The sequence below is a fragment of the Alteriqipengyuania triglochinis genome (assembly GCF_054655655.1).
On the sequence record NZ_BAAHNC010000001.1, the window covers coordinates 84,663 to 103,670 of the forward strand.

General features: G+C 65.1%; 17 protein-coding genes. 11 read left to right on the plus strand and 6 right to left on the minus strand.

All coding sequences use genetic code 11. The features are described 5' to 3' along the window. Window positions 1-11 precede the first annotated feature (11 nt). Entirely contained in the window at window positions 12-533 is a 522-nt protein-coding gene (locus tag ACYQ0L_RS00505) for a tetratricopeptide repeat protein (RefSeq protein WP_459786968.1), read from the plus strand. A 37-nt stretch (window positions 534-570) separates the two neighbouring features. Here the strand turns inward: ACYQ0L_RS00505 and ACYQ0L_RS00510 are convergent, their stop codons facing one another. Both ACYQ0L_RS00510 and ACYQ0L_RS00515 read right to left on the minus strand, forming a co-directional pair. After that, entirely contained in the window at window positions 571-1,068 is a 498-nt protein-coding gene (locus ACYQ0L_RS00510) for an RNA pyrophosphohydrolase (protein ID WP_459786969.1), read from the minus strand. Then, window positions 1,065-2,036: an alpha/beta hydrolase gene (locus tag ACYQ0L_RS00515; RefSeq protein WP_459786970.1), complete on the minus strand. Its 972-nt coding sequence runs from the start codon at window positions 2,034-2,036 to the stop codon at window positions 1,065-1,067. Before ACYQ0L_RS00515 ends, ACYQ0L_RS00510 begins: the two co-directional genes overlap by 4 nt. Before the next feature lie 176 nt (window positions 2,037-2,212). Here ACYQ0L_RS00515 and ACYQ0L_RS00520 point away from each other — a divergent pair, with 176 nt between their 5' ends. Beyond that, window positions 2,213-4,147, plus strand: coding sequence for a 2-oxoacid:acceptor oxidoreductase subunit alpha (locus ACYQ0L_RS00520; RefSeq protein ID WP_459786971.1), 1,935 nt, complete (start codon window positions 2,213-2,215; stop codon window positions 4,145-4,147). Further along, on the plus strand, window positions 4,147-5,181 hold the full coding sequence (locus tag ACYQ0L_RS00525) for a 2-oxoacid:ferredoxin oxidoreductase subunit beta (protein ID WP_459786972.1): 1,035 nt from the start codon (window positions 4,147-4,149) through the stop codon (window positions 5,179-5,181). The genes ACYQ0L_RS00520 and ACYQ0L_RS00525 overlap by 1 nt, the downstream gene beginning before the upstream one ends. On the opposite strand, the gene ACYQ0L_RS00530 is transcribed toward ACYQ0L_RS00525, so the two are convergent. Beyond that, window positions 5,178-5,807 (minus strand): phosphatase PAP2 family protein, encoded by a 630-nt coding sequence (locus tag ACYQ0L_RS00530; RefSeq protein ID WP_459786973.1) that lies wholly within the window; start codon window positions 5,805-5,807, stop codon window positions 5,178-5,180. The genes ACYQ0L_RS00525 and ACYQ0L_RS00530 overlap by 4 nt on opposite strands. Window positions 5,808-5,992: 185 nt before the next feature. Here ACYQ0L_RS00530 and ACYQ0L_RS00535 point away from each other — a divergent pair, with 185 nt between their 5' ends. The 3 genes from ACYQ0L_RS00535 (at window position 5,993) to ACYQ0L_RS00545 (ending at window position 9,913) form a co-directional block, all read left to right on the plus strand. Beyond that, window positions 5,993-7,396 carry a cryptochrome/photolyase family protein gene (locus tag ACYQ0L_RS00535; protein WP_459786974.1) on the plus strand — a complete coding sequence of 468 codons (1,404 nt, stop codon included), beginning with the start codon at window positions 5,993-5,995 and terminating at the stop codon, window positions 7,394-7,396. Between the two features lie 68 nt (window positions 7,397-7,464). Beyond that, window positions 7,465-8,721, plus strand: coding sequence for a class I SAM-dependent methyltransferase (locus tag ACYQ0L_RS00540; RefSeq protein ID WP_459786975.1), 1,257 nt, complete (start codon window positions 7,465-7,467; stop codon window positions 8,719-8,721). Between the two features lies 1 nt (window position 8,722). Beyond that, window positions 8,723-9,913, plus strand: coding sequence for a serine hydrolase domain-containing protein (locus ACYQ0L_RS00545; protein WP_459786976.1), 1,191 nt, complete (start codon window positions 8,723-8,725; stop codon window positions 9,911-9,913). Between the two features lie 4 nt (window positions 9,914-9,917). Here ACYQ0L_RS00545 and ACYQ0L_RS00550 read toward each other — a convergent pair whose 3' ends face one another. The 3 genes from ACYQ0L_RS00550 to purF form a co-directional block, all read right to left on the minus strand. Continuing rightward, window positions 9,918-10,277: a PilZ domain-containing protein gene (locus tag ACYQ0L_RS00550; RefSeq protein ID WP_459786977.1), complete on the minus strand. Its 360-nt coding sequence runs from the start codon at window positions 10,275-10,277 to the stop codon at window positions 9,918-9,920. A gap of 87 nt (window positions 10,278-10,364) precedes the next feature. Next, window positions 10,365-11,078, minus strand: coding sequence for an SDR family NAD(P)-dependent oxidoreductase (locus ACYQ0L_RS00555; protein WP_459786978.1), 714 nt, complete (start codon window positions 11,076-11,078; stop codon window positions 10,365-10,367). Window position 11,079: 1 nt separating this feature from the next. Next, complete coding sequence (gene purF, locus ACYQ0L_RS00560) at window positions 11,080-12,567, minus strand: amidophosphoribosyltransferase (RefSeq protein ID WP_459786979.1); 1,488 nt, start codon at window positions 12,565-12,567, stop codon at window positions 11,080-11,082. Window positions 12,568-12,743: 176 nt separating this feature from the next. Between purF and ACYQ0L_RS00565 the strand changes: the two genes are divergently transcribed. The 5 genes from ACYQ0L_RS00565 to dnaE all read left to right on the plus strand — a co-directional run bounded on the left by ACYQ0L_RS00565 (window position 12,744) and on the right by dnaE (window position 18,943). Next, window positions 12,744-13,985 carry a lipoprotein-releasing ABC transporter permease subunit gene (locus ACYQ0L_RS00565; RefSeq protein ID WP_459786980.1) on the plus strand — a complete coding sequence of 414 codons (1,242 nt, stop codon included), beginning with the start codon at window positions 12,744-12,746 and terminating at the stop codon, window positions 13,983-13,985. Beyond that, window positions 13,978-14,676 (plus strand): ABC transporter ATP-binding protein, encoded by a 699-nt coding sequence (locus tag ACYQ0L_RS00570; protein ID WP_459786981.1) that lies wholly within the window; start codon window positions 13,978-13,980, stop codon window positions 14,674-14,676. Before ACYQ0L_RS00565 ends, ACYQ0L_RS00570 begins: the two co-directional genes overlap by 8 nt. 64 nt (window positions 14,677-14,740) lie before the next feature. Further along, complete coding sequence (locus tag ACYQ0L_RS00575) at window positions 14,741-15,013, plus strand: hypothetical protein (protein ID WP_459786982.1); 273 nt, start codon at window positions 14,741-14,743, stop codon at window positions 15,011-15,013. Between the two features lie 33 nt (window positions 15,014-15,046). Next, window positions 15,047-15,397, plus strand: a complete 351-nt coding sequence (locus ACYQ0L_RS00580; RefSeq protein ID WP_459786983.1) for a hypothetical protein — start codon at window positions 15,047-15,049, stop codon at window positions 15,395-15,397. A 75-nt stretch (window positions 15,398-15,472) separates the two neighbouring features. Beyond that, window positions 15,473-18,943 carry a DNA polymerase III subunit alpha gene (dnaE, locus tag ACYQ0L_RS00585; protein WP_459786984.1) on the plus strand — a complete coding sequence of 1,157 codons (3,471 nt, stop codon included), beginning with the start codon at window positions 15,473-15,475 and terminating at the stop codon, window positions 18,941-18,943. Window positions 18,944-19,008: the final 65 nt, after the last annotated feature.

A 19,008-nucleotide genomic window follows, 5' to 3' on the forward strand; every position in this document is an offset into this window, starting at 1 on the left:
AGGACATGATCATGCGTTTCGCTCCCGCCGCCGCCGCCCTTTCGCTGCTGGTCGCGGTCTCGTCGAGCGTGGGATCGGCGCAGGACGCTCCGGTCGATCCGCGGGCCGGCACTCTGATCGCGCAGGGCGACGCGGCGCTCGAAGCAGGCCAGCCGCAGCGCGCGATCGATGCGTTCGAGGCGGCCTTCGCGATCGATCCGCAATACACGCCGATCCTGCTGTCGCTGGCCGAGGCCGCGCGGCGCGAGGGATTGCAGGGCAAGGCGATCCGTTACTACCGTGAAGCGTTGACGCGCGATCCCGGCAATTACGCAGCGATCGCGGGCGAAGGCGCGGCGCTGGTCGAAAGGGGCGCGGTCGAGCGTGCGCGGCGCAATCTGGCGCAGCTGGAGTCGCTGTGCGGCTCGAACTGCGCCGAAACCCGCTCGCTCGCGGTGGCGATCGATCAGGGGCCGCGCAACGACAACGTGATGACCGCCGAAGCGGTGATGCCCGATGCCGTTGTGACGCAGAACCTCTCCGACCAGAACTGAGGGTTGCGATTGAGCGGCTCCCCGCTCAACTACAACCTCAGATGAGGTCGGCGAACTCGGCGACGACCGAACGGTAGACCCGCTTCTTGAACGGCACGATCAGGTCGGGCACGGTGCTGGCGGTGACCCAGCGGAATTCGCAGAATTCGGGGACTTCGTGCGCTTCGAGGTTCACGTCCGCGTCGGTCCCTTCGAAGCGGGCGAGGAACCAGTCCTGCTCCTGCCCACGGTAGTTGCCGCCCCAAAGCTTGCCGATCAGTTCTTCCGGCAGGTCGTAGCGCAGCGGTTCGGCGGTCTGGCCGATGACCGCGACCTTGTCTGCGGTGATGCCCGTCTCTTCCCGCAACTCACGCAGCGCCGCGTCCTTGGGGTCTTCGCCGGGATCGATGCCACCCTGCGGCATCTGCCAGAAGTCGCCTTCCTTGTTGTCGATCCGCCGCCCGACGAACACCTCGCCCGCGTGGTTGACCAGCATTACGCCGACGCAGGGGCGGTAGCCGAGTCCGCTGATGTCACGATCCTTGGTCATGGTCATTTCTGTCGTTCCAATGCTGCCCCCACCGCATCGATGAAGGTTTCGACGTCGGCCTGCCCACTTGGAATGGCTTTCCGCATGGTGAAGAACCCGTGAATAATGCCCGGAAACTCAAGATAGGTAACCTCGGTTCCATCCTTCACTATAGACGCTGCATAGCTGCGACCGGAATCGCGCAGCGGGTCCAGCCCGGCGGTGCAAAGGACGGTCGGCGGCGCGTTGCTGCAATCCCCCAGCATCGGCAGGTTGCGCGGGCTCTGCGGGTCCGCCGCGTAGCTCTTGGTGAACCACGCCATGGTGTCACCGGTCAGGAAATAGCCGTCCTTGAACTGGCGGAAACTCTCATGCTGCCCGGCCTCGTCCGCCACCGGATAGATCGGTGCCTGCACCAGGACCGGGACATCCGCCGGCTCGTCGCGCAGCGCATTGGTGATGACGATCGTCAGATTGCCGCCCGCACTGTCGCCAGTGACGACCAGCCCGGTGACCTCGCGCCCCAGCTCTTGGGGCGACGACGCGAGCCAGCGCGCCGCTGCCTCGCAGTCGTCGGGCGCGGCGGGGAAGGGGTGTTCGGGCGCCAGCCGATAATCGACCGAGAGCACCGGAAGATCGAGCCGATGAGCGAACTCGGTACACAGCGAATGGTACACTTCGAGATCGCCGATGACGAAGCCACCGCCATGGAGGAACAGCACCGCCGGTCCGGCCTCGCGCGACTCGCGCGTGTCGTAGAAGCGACAGGGAATATCGCCTGCCGGGCCGGGTACGCTCACGTCCTTCACGACCGCCATCTCGCGCGCCTGCGCTTCGCCGATGTGCGCCATCGCGCGCATGCCTTCGCGTCCTGCGACCGCACCCGCTTCCTCCACCGGAGGTCGGTTCATCGCCTTCAGCATGTCGAGCAGGGCGCGCGTGTCGGGCCGCACGAAAGGTTCGCCATCGGCATGGGTGCTGGGAGCGTCGGCCATGGTCGTATCCTTCGATCAATCGGGCCGGGCTGGATAGGCTTTCGCACATGAACCTGTCCACCGATCTGCTTACCCCGGACTAGAAAAACTTGATTGCTCGGCTGCGGACGGCCACGTAGGCGGCGGTTCAAGGCGCGTCTCCAAAGCGCCACGAAGACCCGAAGGATTGTTAGATAATGGCGACTCAAGCGCCTCCCGCTTCCACCCCCACGCAAACCGACGCTCCCGATGCGATCGTGGTCCGCTTCGCCGGCGACTCCGGCGATGGCATGCAGCTCACCGGCGGACAGTTCACGCTGTCGACCGCGCTGGCGGGCAACGACCTTGCGACCTTCCCGGACTTCCCGGCGGAGATCCGCGCGCCGCAGGGCACGCTGTTCGGCGTCTCCGCCTTTCAGATCAATTTCGGCAGTCGTGCGATCAACACCGCCGGCGACGCGCCGGATGTTCTGGTCGCGATGAACCCGGCGGCGCTCAAGGTGAACCTTGCGGCGCTGAAGCCCGGCGGGCTGGTGATTGCGGACACGGGCGAGTTCACGAAGCGGAATCTCGACAAGGCGAAGTACGATGCGAACCCGCTCGAGGACGATAGCCTCGCGCCGTTCGATGTACTGGCATTCGACATCAGCGCGCGTACGCTGGAAGCTGTGGAGCCCTTCGGCCTCGGCAAGAAGGATGGCCTGCGCTGCAAGAACATGTGGACGCTTGGCCTCGCGCTGTGGATGTTCGATCGTCCGCGCGAACCGCTGCACGACTGGCTGAACAAGAAGTTCGCCAAGGCCCCAGATATCGCGGCGGCCAACATCGCCGCGCTGGACGCAGGACACGCCTATGGCGAAACCGCCGAGCTTTCGGCACCGCTCAAGCAGGTCCATCTGCCGCCGGCGCCTTCGGAGCCGGGGCTGTATCGCACGATTACCGGTGCTGAAGCGATCTCGCTCGGCCTCGTGGCGGGCGCGCAGTTGGCGGAACTGCCGATGTTCTTCGGCGGCTACCCGATCACGCCTGCCTCGGCGATCCTGCATCACCTCGCGCGGCTCAAGGAATACGGCGTTACCACCTTCCAGGCGGAAGACGAGATTGCCGCCGTGTGCGCCGCGATCGGTGCAAGCTACGCGGGCCAGCTGGGCGTAACCTCGTCCTCCGGCCCCGGCATCGCGCTCAAGACAGAGGCGCTGGGCCTCGGCATAATGACCGAACTGCCGCTGGTGGTGGTCAATTCGCAGCGCGGTGGCCCGTCCACCGGCCTGCCGACCAAGACCGAGCAGAGCGACCTCTATCAGGCGGTCTATGGCCGCAACGGCGATGCACCGATGCCGGTGATCGCCGCACGCTCGCCTGCCGACGCCTTCGAGGTCGCCATCGAGGCCTGTCGCATCGCGACGCAGTACATGACGCCGGTGATGCTGCTGACCGATGGCTACATCGCCAATGCGGCCGAGCCGTGGAAGGTGCCGGATCCGGAAGGCTTCACGCCGTTCCCCGCCAAATTCCTGGAAGAACCGCGCGGCGAAGAACTGCTGCCTTACAAGCGTGACGAGAAGGGTTCGCGCCCGTGGATCAAGCCCGGCACGCCCGGCATGATGCACCGCATCGGCGGGATCGAGAAGGACGCCAATACCGGCAACATCTCTTACGATCCGGCCAACCACCAGCACATGACCGATACGCGCAAGAACAAGATCGCGAATATCGAGGTGCCCGATCAGGAAGTTGCGTGGGGCGAGCAGACCGGCAAGCTGGCGGTGGTCGGTTGGGGTTCGACCTACGGCCCGATCAAGCAAGCGGTGCGCCGCAGCATCGACAAGGGCTGCTCGGTCTCGCACATCCACATCCGTCACATCTGGCCGCTGCCCAAGAACCTCGGCGAGCTGCTCAGCGGGTTCGAGCGCGTGCTGGTGCCCGAGATGAACACCGGCCAGCTCAAGACCGTGCTGCGCGACCAGCTGCTGGTCGATGCGGAAAGCCTGACCAAGACCAGCGGCCAGCCGTTCCAGATTGCCGAACTTGAAGAGGCGATCTGCGCCTATTTCGATGGTGTCCAAGGCAACGAGGGCGGCGAAGTGCAGGCAAACGACCAACAGCTGCCGAGCCCGGTGGAGAGCGAATAATGAACGCACCCGTTAAAATCGAAACCACGCTCAAGGACTGGGAAACCGACCAGGAGGTTCGCTGGTGCCCGGGTTGCGGGGACTATGCGATCCTGAAGGCTGTGCAGCGCACGCTGCCGCAGTTGGGCTCCGATCCAGCGAACACCGTGTTCATCTCCGGCATCGGCTGCTCCAGCCGTTTCCCCTATTATATCGAGAGCTACGGCTTCCACACGATCCACGGCCGCGCGCCCGCGGTGGCGACGGGTGTGAAGCTCGCCAATCCGGACCTCGACGTCTGGCTGGTCACCGGCGATGGCGATGGCCTGTCGATCGGTGGCAACCACATGATGCATGTGCTTCGCCGCAACGTGAACATGCAGATCATGCTGTTCAACAACGAGATCTACGGCCTCACCAAGGGCCAGTACTCGCCCACCAGCCGCGAAGGCACGCGGACGCCGACCAGTCCGATCGGATCGGTCGACCATCCCGCCAACCCGTGCGCCTTCGCGCTGGGCAGCGGCGCGCGCTTCGTCGGGCGCGGAATCGACGTGTCGAAGAACCTGCCCGATGTCCTCAAGGCGGCGCACGCCCACCAGGGCGCGGCGTTCGTCGAGATTTTCCAGAACTGCATCGTCTACAACAAGGACGTGTTCGACGCCTTTGCTGCGCCCAAGGGTGCGGAAGGCCAGCAGTTATGGCTCGCCGATGGAGAGCCGATGCTGTTCGACAAGGGTACTAAGGGCCTCGCGTTCGATCCTGAAAAGCTCACCTTCACCGTGGTCGATGTCGTCGATGGCGACTGGCAGGCGGCGGGGGTGCGTGTCCACGACGTCAAAAACCGCGTCATGGCACACATGCTGGCCGAGTTGCCCTTCGACCCGTTCCCGATGCCGCTCGGTGTGCTCTACGACGATCCGGCGCCGACCTATGAAAGCGCGGTGATTGCGGAGCGTGAAGCTTCGGTCAGCGGCAAGGAAGCGAACCTCGCCAAACTGCTTAGCGGTGGCCAGACGTGGACTGTCGACGGGTCGGCGCAAGACCCGGTCTAGCGGTGTTCCAGCGGATCGAGCCGGTGCGCGGTTTGGCTGTCGGCCGCGCGTTTGGCAGGCTCGTATAGCAGCGCGGCGGCGGTGAAGGCCCACGCCGCGCCTCCGCTCCACCCGGCGACCACGTCGCTGGGGAAGTGCACCCCCAGCATCACCCGGCTCCACGCGATCATGATCGAGATGACGATCGCACTGCCGATCAGCGTGTAGCGAACCGTGTGCCTGCTGCTGAGCGAAGCAAAGGCAAGCGCCATGCCTATATAGATCATCGCCGAGGTGAAGCTGTGCCCGCTCGGGAAGCTGTAGCCCGCTGCCTCGGTCAGGTGAGGGACGAGAGTAGGGCGCTCGCGCCCGACCAGCAGCTTCATGACCGCGTTGAGACCCCAGCCGAGCAATACGGTTATCGTGAAGAGCATCGCCTCGCGGCGCAGGCGCAGGAAGACGAGTGCGATTACCGCAGCGCCTGCCGCTAGCGTCGAGAGAAGAAACCCGCCCAGTGCTGTAATATCGCGCACGGCTTCTTGCAGCATGTTCCCGCCCAGAGGATGGAAGTCCACTCCCGATCGGTAGAGCAGCAGGCCGGATTCATCGAAGCTTTGTGAATGGTCCTGCGTAACGAGCCAGATCATTCCCCCCCAGATTGCCCATAGCACGCCCGCGGCGACGAGCGCCTTTCCCCGATCGATCGTGAACCCGCGAGCGGGAAGCGAGATGGTTTCGGCGGGAAGGGGGGCTTTGGGCTCGGTTGTGTCCGTGCCGCGTGTTTGGTCCATGCAATTCGGAACAGCCCGTTTCGAATGAGGTTCCTTAGCGCATGGCGTCTCCTCAAATAGTATGGCTCCGGCGCGATCTGCGGCTGGCCGATAATCCCGCTCTTTATGCCGCCGCGCAGGCAGGGCCGATCATCCCCGTTTTCATCCTCGACGACGAACGGCCAGGGAACCGCACATATGGCGGTGCGTCGCGCTGGTGGCTGCACCACTCCCTCGAAAGCCTCGCCACGAGCTTCGGACGCCATAACGCGACGCTGATCCTGCGGCGCGGCGACAGCGCGGCCATCCTCGCCGATCTCGCCGCGAAGACCGGCGCGAGCGCGGTTCACGCCAACCGCCATTACGAACCGTGGTGGCGCCAGGCGCAGGGCGATCTGAAGAAGGCAGTGCCCGAAGGCTGCGAGCTGGAGCTGCATGACGGCAATTACCTCATGCCGCCGGGCACCGCGACCACGGGCTCGGGCGACCCTTACAAGATATACACGCCATTTTCCCGCACGATACGCGACCTGATGCCGGCGCGTGACGAACTGCCCGCGCCCGAGACGATTTCCCAGCCCGGCGACTTGCCGCCGAGCGACGATCTCGCCGATTGGGGCCTGCTGCCCACCAAGCCCGACTGGTCCACGAAGATGGCGAAGTTCTGGGAGATTGGAGAAGAGGCTGCACACGAACGTCTCGGCTGGTGGGCGGATCACGTCGCCGAGTACGAGGACGGGCGCAACCTGCCGAGCGAGGATCAGACCTCGCAGATGTCGCCCCACCTCCACTGGGGCGAGATTTCCCCGATCCAGATCTGGCATCGCATGAAGGACAAGCGCAGCGATGGCTGGCGGACCTTCGAGGGCGAGCTGATCTGGCGCGATTATGCGCAGAACATCCTCTGCCAGTTCCCCCGTTACCCCGAGGAGACCTACCGCGACGCGATCGACGACGCGAAGCTGTGGCGCAATCCCAATCGCGGGCATGTGATCGAGGAAGAGCTGGAGGCCTGGCAGATGGGCCGTACCGGTTACCCCATCGTCGATGCCGGTATGCGGCAGCTGTGGGCGATCGGCTGGATGCACAATCGCGTGCGGATGATCGCCGCCAGCTTTCTCATCAAGCACCTGCTGATCGACTGGCGCCATGGCGAGCGCTGGTTCTGGGATACGCTGGTCGATGCCGACTACGCCAGCAACGGCACCAACTGGCAGTGGGTCGCCGGCACGGGGGTGGACAGCAACATGTTTCCCCGGATCATGGCTCCGCTCAGCCAGTCGGAGAAATTCGATGCGGCGGGCTATATCCGCGAATGGGTGCCTGAACTGGCCGACCTCCCGGATGACGAGATCCACGATCCGTCGGATACATGTCGCCCCGCCGACTACCCGGAGAAGATGATCGGCCACAAGGAAGCGCGCGAGCGGGCGCTGGCAGCCTATCGCGAGATGAAAGACGGCTGACGGCTGGCGCGCACGGTCGCTGGCGGGGGGTTGTCCGGGCCAGGTCCGCGCGCCATAAGCGAGCCCGCATGGGGGTGACCGGCCAATCTCGCGGCGGCGATCTGTTAGCCGCATCCGAGCGCTTCGCGCGTCATCGAGGCCTGTTTTCCCGCCTGCTCGCCCCCGGTTTCCACAAACTGCTCGACCGGCTCGATTCCGGGATCGTCAAAGGCTCGGTGCGCGCTCGCCTGCCCGACGGAAGCACGCGCCTGCTCGGCGGGCAGGGCCCCGGGTTCGAGGCCGAGGTTACGGTGCACAACTGGCGCGCGCTGGTGCGGATGGCGACCGGTGGATCGGTCGGCTGGTATCAGGCATGGGAAGCCGGCGAATGGAGCAGTCCCGATCCGGTGCCGCTGTTTGCGGTCTGCATGGACAATGCGCAGACACTCGGCGATTCGGCGCGGGCCAAGGGCGGGTGGAAGCGCGCTCTGCGGGCAGCGCATAACCGGCATCGCAACACAAAAGCCGGTGCGGCGAAGAACATCGCCGCGCATTACGACCTCGGCAATGATTTCTACGCCACCTGGCTCGGCGAGACGATGAGCTATTCTTCCGCGCTGTTCGATCAGTCCGATGCTCCGCCGACCCTCGATATGGCACAGCGCGCCAAGATGGCGGCGATCCTCGATCGGCTGGAGCTGTCGCCCGGCGACAGCCTGCTGGAGATCGGCTGCGGGTGGGGCACGCTCGCCAGTGCGGCGGCGGATCGCGGGGCGCAGGTCGATGCGATCAGCCTGTCCGAACAGCAGCTTGCCTGGGCCCGCCGTCAGGGCGAGGGCGATGCCCGTTTCCTGAAGCAGGATTATCGCGACACGAGCGGTCAGTACGACGCGATCGCGAGCGTCGAGATGGTCGAGGCCTTGGGCCGCGAATACTGGCCGACCTTCATGGATTGTGTCGCGCGCAACCTGAAACCCGGCGGGCGCGCGGCGATCCAGTTTATCTCGATGCGCGACGAATTGTTCGACGCCTATGCCGAGAGCGCGGACTTCATCCAGGCGTACGTGTTCCCGGGCGGCCTGCTGATCCGCGCGTCCGAATTCCGCAGCCTTGCCGAGCAGCGTGGCCTCGCATGGCATGATGAGAAGCGGTTCGGGCTGGACTACGCCGAGACGCTTAAAATCTGGCGGCAGAACTTCGAACGCGCAGTGCGCGACGGGCTGTTGCCGGCCGGTTTCGACGCGCGGTTCAAGGCGCTCTGGCGCTATTACCTGATGTATTGCGAGGGCGGTTTCAGGGGGGGCGGCATAGACGTCCACCAGGTGACCCTCATCAAGGAGACGTGATGTGAAGACCTGTCTTGCCCTGCTGGGTGCACTTGCCTTGCCGCTGGCCGGGTGCGCGACTGCTCCGGCCGAAGATACGCCCGGTGTAACCGCCAGCATGCCGAGCGATCCGCTGCCGGTGGTGGGGGCGGAGGTGCTTTTCTGGGACGACGCCACCCGATCGGCCCGTTTCCGCTCGATGGAAACCTTCTTCCCCGGACAGGAGGTCGCTCCGCCGCAAAGCCCGCGTGCATTGCCCGCGGGCAAACCGCTGCCCGATGCGCTGCAGGCCTCGATCCGCAGCTACATGGCGTCGCAGCACGCCGCGGGCGTGATCGTCCTGCAGGACGGGCGGGTCCGGTTCGAGGAATATGCGCTGGGTTTCGGGCCCGAGCAGCGCTGGACCAGCTTCTCGGTCGCCAAGAGCTTCACCTCCACGCTGCTCGGCGCGGCGATCAGGGATGGTCATATCGACAGCCTCGGCGATCCCGTGTCGAAATACATCCCCGGTCTCGCGGGCAGCGCGTACGACGATGTCACGGTCGAACAGCTCGCGACCATGACCTCGGGCGTCAAATGGAACGAGGACTACACCGATCCCAATTCGGACGTGGCGAAGATGTTCAACGTCACCCCCGAACCCGGGCAGGACCAGGTTGTCGAATATATGAAGACCCTCCCGCGCGAGGCACCTGCGGGCGACAAGTGGGTGTACAAGACGGGTGAGACCAACCTGATCGGCGTCTTGGTCGAAAATGCGGTTGGCGAAACGCTGGCCGAATATGCCAAGCGCAAGATCGTCGATCCGGCCGGGTTTGCGCAGCCTCTGTTCTGGCAGACCGATCTTTCCCAGCGCAGTGTGGGCGGCTGCTGTCTTTCGGTATCGCTTCCCGACTATGCGCGCTTCGGCCAGTTCGTGCTGGAAGGCGGCAGAGGCGTCGTGCCGGAGGGGTGGTTTGGCGACGCGGGCTCCCCCCAGGTCGAGTTCGGCAATGGCTTTGGCTACGGCTACCAGTGGTGGACCTATCCCAACACCGCGCCCGGTCCGGTCGCGGGTCCGTTCGGCGCGCAAGGCATTTTCGGGCAGTCGATCACGCTGGCGCCCGAGAAGGATCTGGTCGTTGCGATCGTATCCAACTGGCCCAAGGCCACGGGGTCCGATCTCACCGGCCCGCGCTTCAAGCTCTTTACGCAGATTTACGCCGGGCTTTAGCGCGTCACAGCAGGCAGGAGCGCGTGACCCCTCCGCCGAGCGGGCTTTCCCACTTGGCGAGCAGATCGTCGAGCACGCGCTGTTCGATGAGAGTGTCGAACGCCGCCCCTGCGATGGAGCGATCCCACCAGACCACCCGGCTCGCGATCGGCTGGAGGCCCGGAAGGGTCAGCCAGCAGACCCGGCCGGCGTTGAGTCGCCCGATCGACGACGCGCTGAAGCCGGCGATCGACAGGTCGTGGACTACCGTCTTGAAAGTACCGCCTTCGCTGATCCGCAACTGGGCGGGAATCACGATTTTCGTGCGCGGCACGCAGCGGCTTTCCTGCGCCGCATTGGCGTAGGACGTCTGGGTTTTGAGCATCAATTGCGATCCCGTCCGAGTCATTTGACGGGACGATAATCGCTTGTCGCGGCTTGCCCGGACATGACCGGGAATGCCTAAGCGCGATTAACCAATTCTTTCGCGGTGGCCGCTCTCGAAATCCTCGCCCAGCAAAGCCGCGATACGGGTCGCAACCTCTTCCGGCGGCTTGACCGTCTGCGGGTCTTCGCCGGGATAGGCCTTGGCGCGCATCTGCGTGCGGGTCGCGCCGGGATCGACGATGGCGACCCGGATGGATCCGGTATTGGCAACCTCCAGCGCATAGCATTCGAGCAGATTGTCGAACGCGGCCTTGGTCGATGCATAGGCAGACCAGTAGGCCCGCGGGCTCTCGCCCACGCTGCTCGTCAGGCCGACGACCCGGGCAGCATCGGCGCGCTTGAGCAGCGGGTGCAGGCCGGCGATCAGCGCCTGCGTCGCCAGCAGATTGATCGTAACCGCGGTGTTGAATTGCTTGGAGTCGATCTGCGTCACCGGGGTCAGCGTCGGCAGGTAGGCTGCGCTCATAACGAGGAAGTCGAGCGCATCCCAGCGGCTGGCAATCGCCTGCGCGAGGCGGGCGACCCCGTCGTTCTCGGTCAGATCGACCGGTGCGATGGTCGCGGTGCCGCCGGCCTGGTGAATTTCGTCCTCGACACGCTCGAGCGCGGCATCGTCGCGCGCGGTCAGGATGACATGCGCACCCTTGGCTGCGAGCGCCTTCGCGATTGCCGCGCCGATACCGCGCGAAGCTCCGGTGACAAGGGCAACGCGCCCTTCGAATGGCTTGGTTTCCGACATATCAGGCAGGCTCGTCGACGGTCTTGTTGACTGGGAAGGACAGCTGTGCGGAGCTTTGCTCGCGCCGCGAGAAATCGGTCAGGCGCGTGGGGTAGTCCCCGGTGAAGCAGGCATCGCAGAACTGCGGGCAGTTTTTCTCGCGCGCCTCCTGGCCGACGGCGCGATAGAGGCCGTCGATCGACACGAAGGCGAGGCTGTCCGCCTTGATGAACTCGCGCATCGGTTCGAGCTCCATGCGCGCGGCGAGCAGCTTCGAACGCTCGGGCGTATCGACCCCGTAGTAGCAGCTATGCGCAGTCGGCGGGCTGGCGACGCGGAAGTGCACTTCGGTCGCGCCGGCATCGCGCATCATCTCCACGATCTTCATGCTGGTCGTCCCGCGCACGATCGAATCGTCGATCAGCACGATCCGCTTGCCTTCGACCAGGCCGCGATTGGCGTTGTGCTTGCGACGGACGCCCGAGTGGCGCGCGCCGTCCGATGGCTGGATGAATGTGCGGCCGACATAGTGGCTGCGGATGATGCCCAGTTCGAAAGGCAGACCCGATTCCTGAGCATAACCGATCGCGGCAGGCACCCCGCTGTCGGGCACGGGCACGACGAGATCCGCCTCGCACGGCGCCTCGATCGCAAGCTGGGTGCCGATCGACTTGCGCGCTTCGTAGACCGAACGGCCGCCGAAAATCGAATCGGGGCGGCTGAAATAGACGTGTTCGAAGATGCACGGCCGCGCCGGGGCGTTGCCGAAGGGACGGTGCGAGCGGATCGTGCCGTCGAAATCGACCTCGATCAGCTCGCCGGGCTCGACCTCGCGTTCGAACTGGGCGCCGACCACGTCGAAGGCGACCGTTTCGCTGGCGAAAACAACCGCATCGCCCATCCTGCCCATCTGCAATGGACGAATGCCGAGGGGATCGCGGCACGCAGCCATGCCGCGTGGCGTCATCACGATGATCGCGTAGGCCCCTTCGACCAGCCGCAGCGCGTCGGTCAGCTTGTCCAGCATCGTGGGATAGCGGCTGGTGGCGACCAGATGGATGATGACTTCTGTATCGCTGGTCGACTGGAAGATCGCGCCCTTGCCGACGAGCTCTTCGCGCAGCGTGGCCGCGTTGGACATGTTGCCGTTGTGCGCGATGGAGAAGCCGCCGGTCGAAAGCTCGGCATACAGGGGCTGCACGTTGCGCAGGCCCGAACCGCCGGTGGTGGAGTAGCGCACGTGGCCCGAGGCCATGAAGCCGGGCAGCTCGGCGATGCTCTCCGCGCTGGAGAAATTCTCCGCGACATGGCCGAGGCCGCGACGCGTATAGAACTGCGTGCCGTCAAAACTGGTGATACCGGCGGCCTCCTGGCCGCGGTGCTGGAGGGCATGCAGGCCGAGAGCGGTGGTTGCCGCCGCTTCGCTGCCTGCGTTGATCGCGCCGAACACGCCGCACTCTTCGTGCAGTGTGTCGCCGTTCTCGTCTTCGAAAGGATGGAGAAGGTTCATGGGGTGGGGCGCCCGGCTAGCTCTGGGGGAGTCGGATGCCCCATTGGCGGTGTGACAGATGAATTACAAGGGTTGAGGGGGCGCCCGGGTGGTTTGAAGGTCCGCGCGCTTTTCATTGCGCAGCAAGGCTCGGCCCCCTAACGCGCGGCACCGGGAATTCAAAAATGGACCGCTCCTTGTTTCTCAGCCCTTTCGAATGGACTATCGCGAAGCGTTATCTCTGGCCCGGCAAGGGCGAGGGGTTCATCAAGCTGGTTGCAGGAATTTCCATCGGCGTTGTCATGCTCTCGGTCGCCATGCTGGTGATTGTGATGAGCGTGATGAACGGCTTCCGCGCCGAACTGCTCGACAAGATCGTGGGGCTCAACGGCCATGCGGTCGTCCAGGCCTATGGCGGCAAGCTCGACAATTGGGAGAGCATACTCGCCGAGATTAAGGAGACGCCCGGTGTCGTCGACGCATCGCCCCTGATCGATAAGCCGCTGCTGGTCACCTTCAACGGCCGGGTCGAGGGGGTGATCGTACGCGGCAATACGCAGGCCGATATTGATGCCCTGTCCGAACAGGTCGTGGCGGGCGATATCTCGGCGCTCAAGCCCGGGGCCGACCAGGTGGCCATCGGCGCCCGGCTGGCCGAGAATATCGGAGCGCGGCTGGGCGATACCATCACCATCGTCAATCCGGCCGGGCGCACGACCCCCTTCGGCACGATGTATCGCGAGGTCGGCTACGAGGTCGGCGCGATCTTCGAAATCGGCCTGTACGATTACGACGGTGCCTTCGTCGTCATGCCGATCCCGCAGGCGCAGACCCTGCTGCTGACCGGTGACACCATCGAGATGATCGAGGTGACGACCGAGGACGCCGACCGCGCCGCAGAGATCATGGCCCCGATCGAGCAGCGGTTGCGAGGCATTGCCGTGGTCAACACCTGGCAGCAGATGAATGCGTCGATCTTCGAAGCCCTGCAGGTGGAGCGGGTGGCGATGTTCTTCGCGCTCAGCTTCATGGTGCTGGTCGCCGCGTTCAACATCCTGTCCAGCCTCGTGATGCTGGTGCGCGCCAAGACCCGCGACATCGCGATCATGCGCACGATGGGCGCGGGGCGGCAGTCGATCCTCAAGATCTTCGTCACCACAGGCTTCACGGTCGGCGCGATCGGCACGCTTGCCGGCCTCGCGCTGGGCGGCCTCGTGCTGACCTTCCGCCAGCCGATCCTCGGGGTGATCAGCTGGGCGACCGGGCAGGACCTGTGGAACCCGGAGGTGCGCTTCCTGACCGAACTGCCCTCCAAGACCGACCCGTGGGAAATCTTCGGCATCGTCGCGCTGGCTCTGATCCTCAGCTTCCTCGCGACGCTCTATCCCGCATTCAAGGCGGCCAATACCGATCCCGTGCAGGTGCTTCGCTATGAATAGTGCTCCCCAGCCAAATGGTGTGCAGCCGGTCGTCGAGCTGCGCGGCGTCACCCGCAGTTTCGAACAGGGCGGGGTGCGGATCGACGTTCTGCGCGGTGTCGACCTGAAGGTCATGCCGGGAGAGATCGTGGCGCTGCTCGGCCCGTCGGGTTCGGGCAAGTCGACCATGCTCCAGGCGGTCGGCTTGCTCGAAGGCGGGTTCGGCGGCACGATCGTGATCGCCGGGCAGGCAGCGGAGAAATCGGACAGCCAGCAGCGAACCGCCCTGCGGCGCGAGCATCTGGGCTTCGTGTACCAGTTCCACCACCTGCTGCCCGATTTCAACGCGGTCGAAAACGTCGTCCTCCCGCAACTCGTCGGCGGAGTCGCGCGCGATACGGCGGAAGAACGCGCGAAAGACCTGCTCGGCGCGCTCGGCCTCGAACATCGGCTGGAGCACCGACCGAGCCAGCTTTCGGGTGGGGAGCAACAGCGCGTGGCCGTGGCCCGGGCGCTCGCCAACAATCCCAAGCTGGTCCTCGCGGACGAGCCGACGGGCAATCTCGACGAAGCGACGTCGGAACGGGTGCTGGCCCAGTTTCTCGAGCTCGTGCGCGGGCAGGGCAGCGCCGCGCTGATCGCGACCCATAACGAGCGGCTGGCCGCGAAGATGGACCGCGTCCACCGCCTGCGCGACGGTGTACTGGAATAACCGCACCGACCGCGGACCCGCCTGCGTGGTCCTGCGTTGAAGGGCAAAGACTAGGAGCAAGAACATGAGCGACCATCCCACGACCTACAATGCCGAGGAAGCAGAAGGCGGGATCGCATGGGACGACCGTGCGGAAATCCACATCAAGGACGACGGCCGCGGCCTGCTCGACGGGTCGAAGGGCATCCACGACGGCACCTTCCTCGAAATGGTCCGGCTGATGATGGCGATGGATCCGGAAAAGCGCCACGACCATGTTATCCAGAAGCTGGGCGACCGGATGTTTCCCGCCAGCGAAGTGGAAGCCATCGCCGCACGCTCGGATTATCCGGGCTGAGCCGCATAGCGAACCGGGCGGTCATGGTGCGCGATGCTTGAATCGATCAACGAATGGATTCTCGCCCAGGGCGCGCAGTACAACGTCAATCCGTACATCTTCGTCGCGATCTATGTCGGCGCGATTCCCTTCTTCTTCGCGTCGATCGCATGGCTGGTGAAGCGCGCGCGGGCCGGACGCTCGACCGTGCTGCCGACGATGCTGGCGGGCTTCTTCTTCGTGTCGGCCTATCTCTACCTCGCGCTGTTCGGGCAGGATATTCCGGTCTGGGTGTGGATCTTCCTCGCCGCGCTGATCGTGTACGGGGCGTGGTCGCAGGTGCGCGAAACGCGCCGGAAGATCGCGGCGGCGAAGGCGGAGGAGGGCGCGCCGCCCGCGCTTTGAAATCGTCCACCGCTTTTCCCCGCCGGGATGTCCGCGCTCGCTTGAACGGACCACGCGCGTTGCTAGCTTGATCCCATGGCCTTCGCCCCCTTCGTACCGTTGCGCGTCCTGTCCGCCTATTCGATGCTCGAAGGGGCGATCGAACCCAAGGCGATCGCCAAGCTGGCGACCGAACGCGGCTTCCCCGCCATCGCGATGTGCGACCGCAATGGCCTCTACGGCAGCGTGCCTTTCGCCAATGCCTGCATCGATAACGGCGTCCAGCCGATCGTCGGCGCGCTGTTGGGCGTGGCGCGGCCCGGGAGCGAGGCGATCGACCACCTGCCGCTGTTCGTGCAGGATGATGCGGGCTGGCTAAACCTGTGCAAGCTCGTCAGCGCGGCGCACCTCGACCGCCCGCTGGAGCAGATCCCGCACGTCGCGCTCGATGCGCTGGACGGGCATACGGATGGGCTGATCGCGCTGACCGGCGCGAGCGAGGGGGCGGTCACGCAACTCCTCGCCGAAGGACAGCGCGACCATGCGGAACGCTATCTCGACCGGCTCGAAGGGCTTTTCCCGGACCGGCTCTATATCGAGCTTGCCCGGCGCGGCGAAGCGACCGAGGTCGCGGCGGAAGAGGCGCTGATCGACCTTGCCTTTGCGCGCGATCTACCGCTGGTCGCGACCAATCCCGCCAATTTCGCCGAGCCCCATTTCTACAAGGCGCACGATGCGATGCTGTGCATCGCGAACAGCCGCAAGCTGTGGGAAGAGGATCGTCCGCGCTCGGCCAAGGCGGCTTACGTCAAGTCCGCGCCGATGATGCAGGAGCTGTTCGCGGACCTGCCCGAAGCGCTTTCCAACACGCTCGTCATCGCGCGGCGCTGCGCCTTTGCGCCGCCCGAACGCGCGCCCATCCTGCCCAGTCTCGCCGGCGATATCGAGGGCGAGGTGCGCATGCTGGCCGATGATGCACGGCGCGGCCTCGATGCGCGGCTGTCGGTTTATGAAGATCTCTCCGAAGAGGACCGGCAGGTCTATTACGACCGGCTCGACAAGGAAGTCGGGATCATCACCAACATGGGCTTTCCCGGCTACTTCCTGATCGTTGCCGACTTCATCAAGTGGGCCAAGGATCAGGGCATTCCGGTGGGGCCGGGGCGCGGTTCGGGCGCAGGCTCGCTCGTCGCGTGGGCGCTGACGATCACCGATCTCGACCCCATCCGGCTCGGCCTGCTCTTCGAACGCTTCCTCAACCCGGAACGCGTTTCGATGCCCGACTTCGATATCGACTTCTGCGAAACCCGGCGCGGCGAAGTGATCCGCTATGTCCAGCGCAAGTACGGGGCCGACAAGGTCGCGCAGATCATCACCTTCGGCAAGATGAAGGCCCGCGCCGTGCTGCGCGATTGCGGGCGCATCCTCGACATGAGCTACGGCCAGGTCGACCGGCTGTGCAAGATGGTGCCCAACCATCCGACCGACCCGTGGAGCCTGCCCCGCGCGCTCAATGGCGCGGCCGAGTTCAAGGGCGAATACGCCAACGACAACGAGGTGAAGACCCTCGTCGACCTCGCGATGCAGCTCGAGGGCCTGCCGCGCAATTCCTCAACCCATGCCGCGGGTGTGGTGATCGGCGACCGCCCGCTGGCGGAGCTGGTGCCGCTCTATCGCGATCCGCGCTCGGACATGCCGGTGACGCAGTTCGACATGAAGGTGGTCGAAGGCGCGGGGCTGGTGAAGTTCGACTTCCTCGGCCTGAAGACCCTGTCGGTGCTGCAGAAGGCGGTCGACCTGCTGGGCAAGCGCGGCATCCAGTGCGATCTCGGCACGATAAGCTGGGACGACAAGGCGGTCTACGACCTCATGCAGCGGGGCGACACGGTCGGCGTGTTCCAGCTGGAATCGGAAGGCATGCGCCGGACGCTGACCGCGGTGAAGCCGACCAAGTTCGAAGACATCATCGCGCTCGTCTCGCTCTATCGGCCTGGCCCGATGGACAACATCCCGCTGTTCGGGAAGCGCAAGGCGGGGATCGAGCCGATCGAGTACCCGCATCCGAAGCTCGCGGAGATCCTGGAAGAGACTTACGGCATCTTCGTCTACCAGGAACAGGTGATGCAGGCCGCGCAAATCTTGGCGGGCTACAGCCTCGGTGACGCCGACTTGCTGCGCCGCGCGATGGGCAAGAAGGTCCAGGCGGAGATGGACAAGCAGCGCGGACGCTTTGTCGAAGGTTGCAAGAAGGTCTCCGACATCGAGGCGCAGCAGGCGAACGAACTGTTCGACTTGATCGACAAGTTCGCCGGCTACGGCTTCAACAAGTCGCACGCTGCCGCTTATGCGCTGCTCGCCTACCAGACCGCGTGGCTGAAGGCGCATTATCCGGAAGAATTCTACGCTGCCGCGATGTGCTTCGACATGGACCAGTCGGAAAAGCTGGCGCTGTTCGTGGACGATGCGCGCCGCAACGAGATCGAGGTGGCGCCGCCCGATCTCAACCGCTCCGTAGCCGAGTTCACGGTGGAGCGGACGGACGAAGGCTATGCCGTACGCTACGGCCTCGCTGGGCTGCGCAATGTGGGCGAAAAGGCGATGGAAGCGGTCGTCGCCGAGCGCGAGGCGCATGGCTGGTTCGAAAGCCTCGACGATTTCTTCGGCCGCCTGCCGAAGGGGGCGATGAATTCGCGCCAGCTCGAAGCGCTGATCGCGGCGGGCGCGTTCGACCATCTCGAGCCCAATCGCGGCAAGCTTACAGAGAATGTGGATCTGCTGCTGGCAGTGGCGGATGCTGCCATCCGCGAACGCAGCAGCGGGCAGGAGGGCCTGTTCGGCGGAGACGATACGCCGGGCGAGCGCATGCGAATGAAGGAGGCGGACGACTGGCCGCGCGCCGAACGCATGGCGAAGGAGCGCGAGACCTTTGGCTTCTACTTTTCCGCCCACCCGATCGAAGGCTTCCGCGACGTCGCCAGCGCCAATGGCGCGCGCAGCTATGCATCGCTGATGGAGGGCGGCGGACCGGCCGGCGAGGGGCGCAGCCGCGCTGTGATCGCCGCCATGGTCGAAGGCGCGAAGCGGGGCCAGACCCGCCGGGGCAAGGATTTCATCCGGGCGGACTTTTCCGATACGTCGGGCCAATTCAGCGCCGCGTGTTTCGAGGAAAGCCTCGTCTCCCAGTTCACCAAGTGGGCGCAGGAAAGCACCTGCGTGCTGCTGACCGTAGAGCTGGATTCGCCTTCGCCGGACGAGCCGCCACGCATTACCATCCGCGGCGCACGCCCGCTCGCCCAGATCGAGGGCGGGCAGCGGATGCTCCTGACGCTCGATGTCGAGACAGAAGCTGCACTGGGCGAACTCGCACTCGCTCTTCAGCCGGGGCCGCCCGGGCACGGCGAAGTGCGTGTCGCGCTCGATCTCGGCACGCAGGAGCGTCCGGTCCTGCGGCTAGGCCATGATTACAAGGTCGATGGCAAACTTGCCGAGGCGCTCTCCCGGATAGAGGGGCTCTACAATATCGCCCTCGTCCCGAAGACCGGCCCGAAGCTGCACCGCGCGGCCTGATTTTTCCCCCTCCGCACTTGCGGCGAGGGCTCAACCTGCGCATTCTCTCCGCAAAAGACACGATA

Bases quoted from the DNA above. Each gene is read 5' to 3' on its own strand.
- ACYQ0L_RS00580 (WP_459786983.1), top strand. From the start codon at position 15,047: ATGCTTGAATCGATCAACGAATGGATTCTCGCCCAGGGCGCGCAGTAC.
- ACYQ0L_RS00510 (WP_459786969.1), bottom strand. From the start codon at position 1,068: ATGACCATGACCAAGGATCGTGACATCAGCGGACTCGGCTACCGCCCC.
- ACYQ0L_RS00530 (WP_459786973.1), bottom strand. From the start codon at position 5,807: ATGATCTGGCTCGTTACGCAGGACCATTCACAAAGCTTCGATGAATCC.
- ACYQ0L_RS00505 (WP_459786968.1), top strand. From the start codon at position 12: ATGCGTTTCGCTCCCGCCGCCGCCGCCCTTTCGCTGCTGGTCGCGGTC.
- ACYQ0L_RS00515 (WP_459786970.1), bottom strand. From the start codon at position 2,036: ATGGCCGACGCTCCCAGCACCCATGCCGATGGCGAACCTTTCGTGCGG.
- ACYQ0L_RS00540 (WP_459786975.1), top strand. From the start codon at position 7,465: ATGGGGGTGACCGGCCAATCTCGCGGCGGCGATCTGTTAGCCGCATCC.
- ACYQ0L_RS00575 (WP_459786982.1), top strand. From the start codon at position 14,741: ATGAGCGACCATCCCACGACCTACAATGCCGAGGAAGCAGAAGGCGGG.
- ACYQ0L_RS00535 (WP_459786974.1), top strand. From the start codon at position 5,993: ATGGCGTCTCCTCAAATAGTATGGCTCCGGCGCGATCTGCGGCTGGCC.
- ACYQ0L_RS00555 (WP_459786978.1), bottom strand. From the start codon at position 11,078: ATGTCGGAAACCAAGCCATTCGAAGGGCGCGTTGCCCTTGTCACCGGA.
- ACYQ0L_RS00550 (WP_459786977.1), bottom strand. From the start codon at position 10,277: ATGCTCAAAACCCAGACGTCCTACGCCAATGCGGCGCAGGAAAGCCGC.
- ACYQ0L_RS00520 (WP_459786971.1), top strand. From the start codon at position 2,213: ATGGCGACTCAAGCGCCTCCCGCTTCCACCCCCACGCAAACCGACGCT.
- purF (WP_459786979.1), bottom strand. From the start codon at position 12,567: ATGAACCTTCTCCATCCTTTCGAAGACGAGAACGGCGACACACTGCAC.
- ACYQ0L_RS00570 (WP_459786981.1), top strand. From the start codon at position 13,978: ATGAATAGTGCTCCCCAGCCAAATGGTGTGCAGCCGGTCGTCGAGCTG.
- dnaE (WP_459786984.1), top strand. From the start codon at position 15,473: ATGGCCTTCGCCCCCTTCGTACCGTTGCGCGTCCTGTCCGCCTATTCG.
- ACYQ0L_RS00525 (WP_459786972.1), top strand. From the start codon at position 4,147: ATGAACGCACCCGTTAAAATCGAAACCACGCTCAAGGACTGGGAAACC.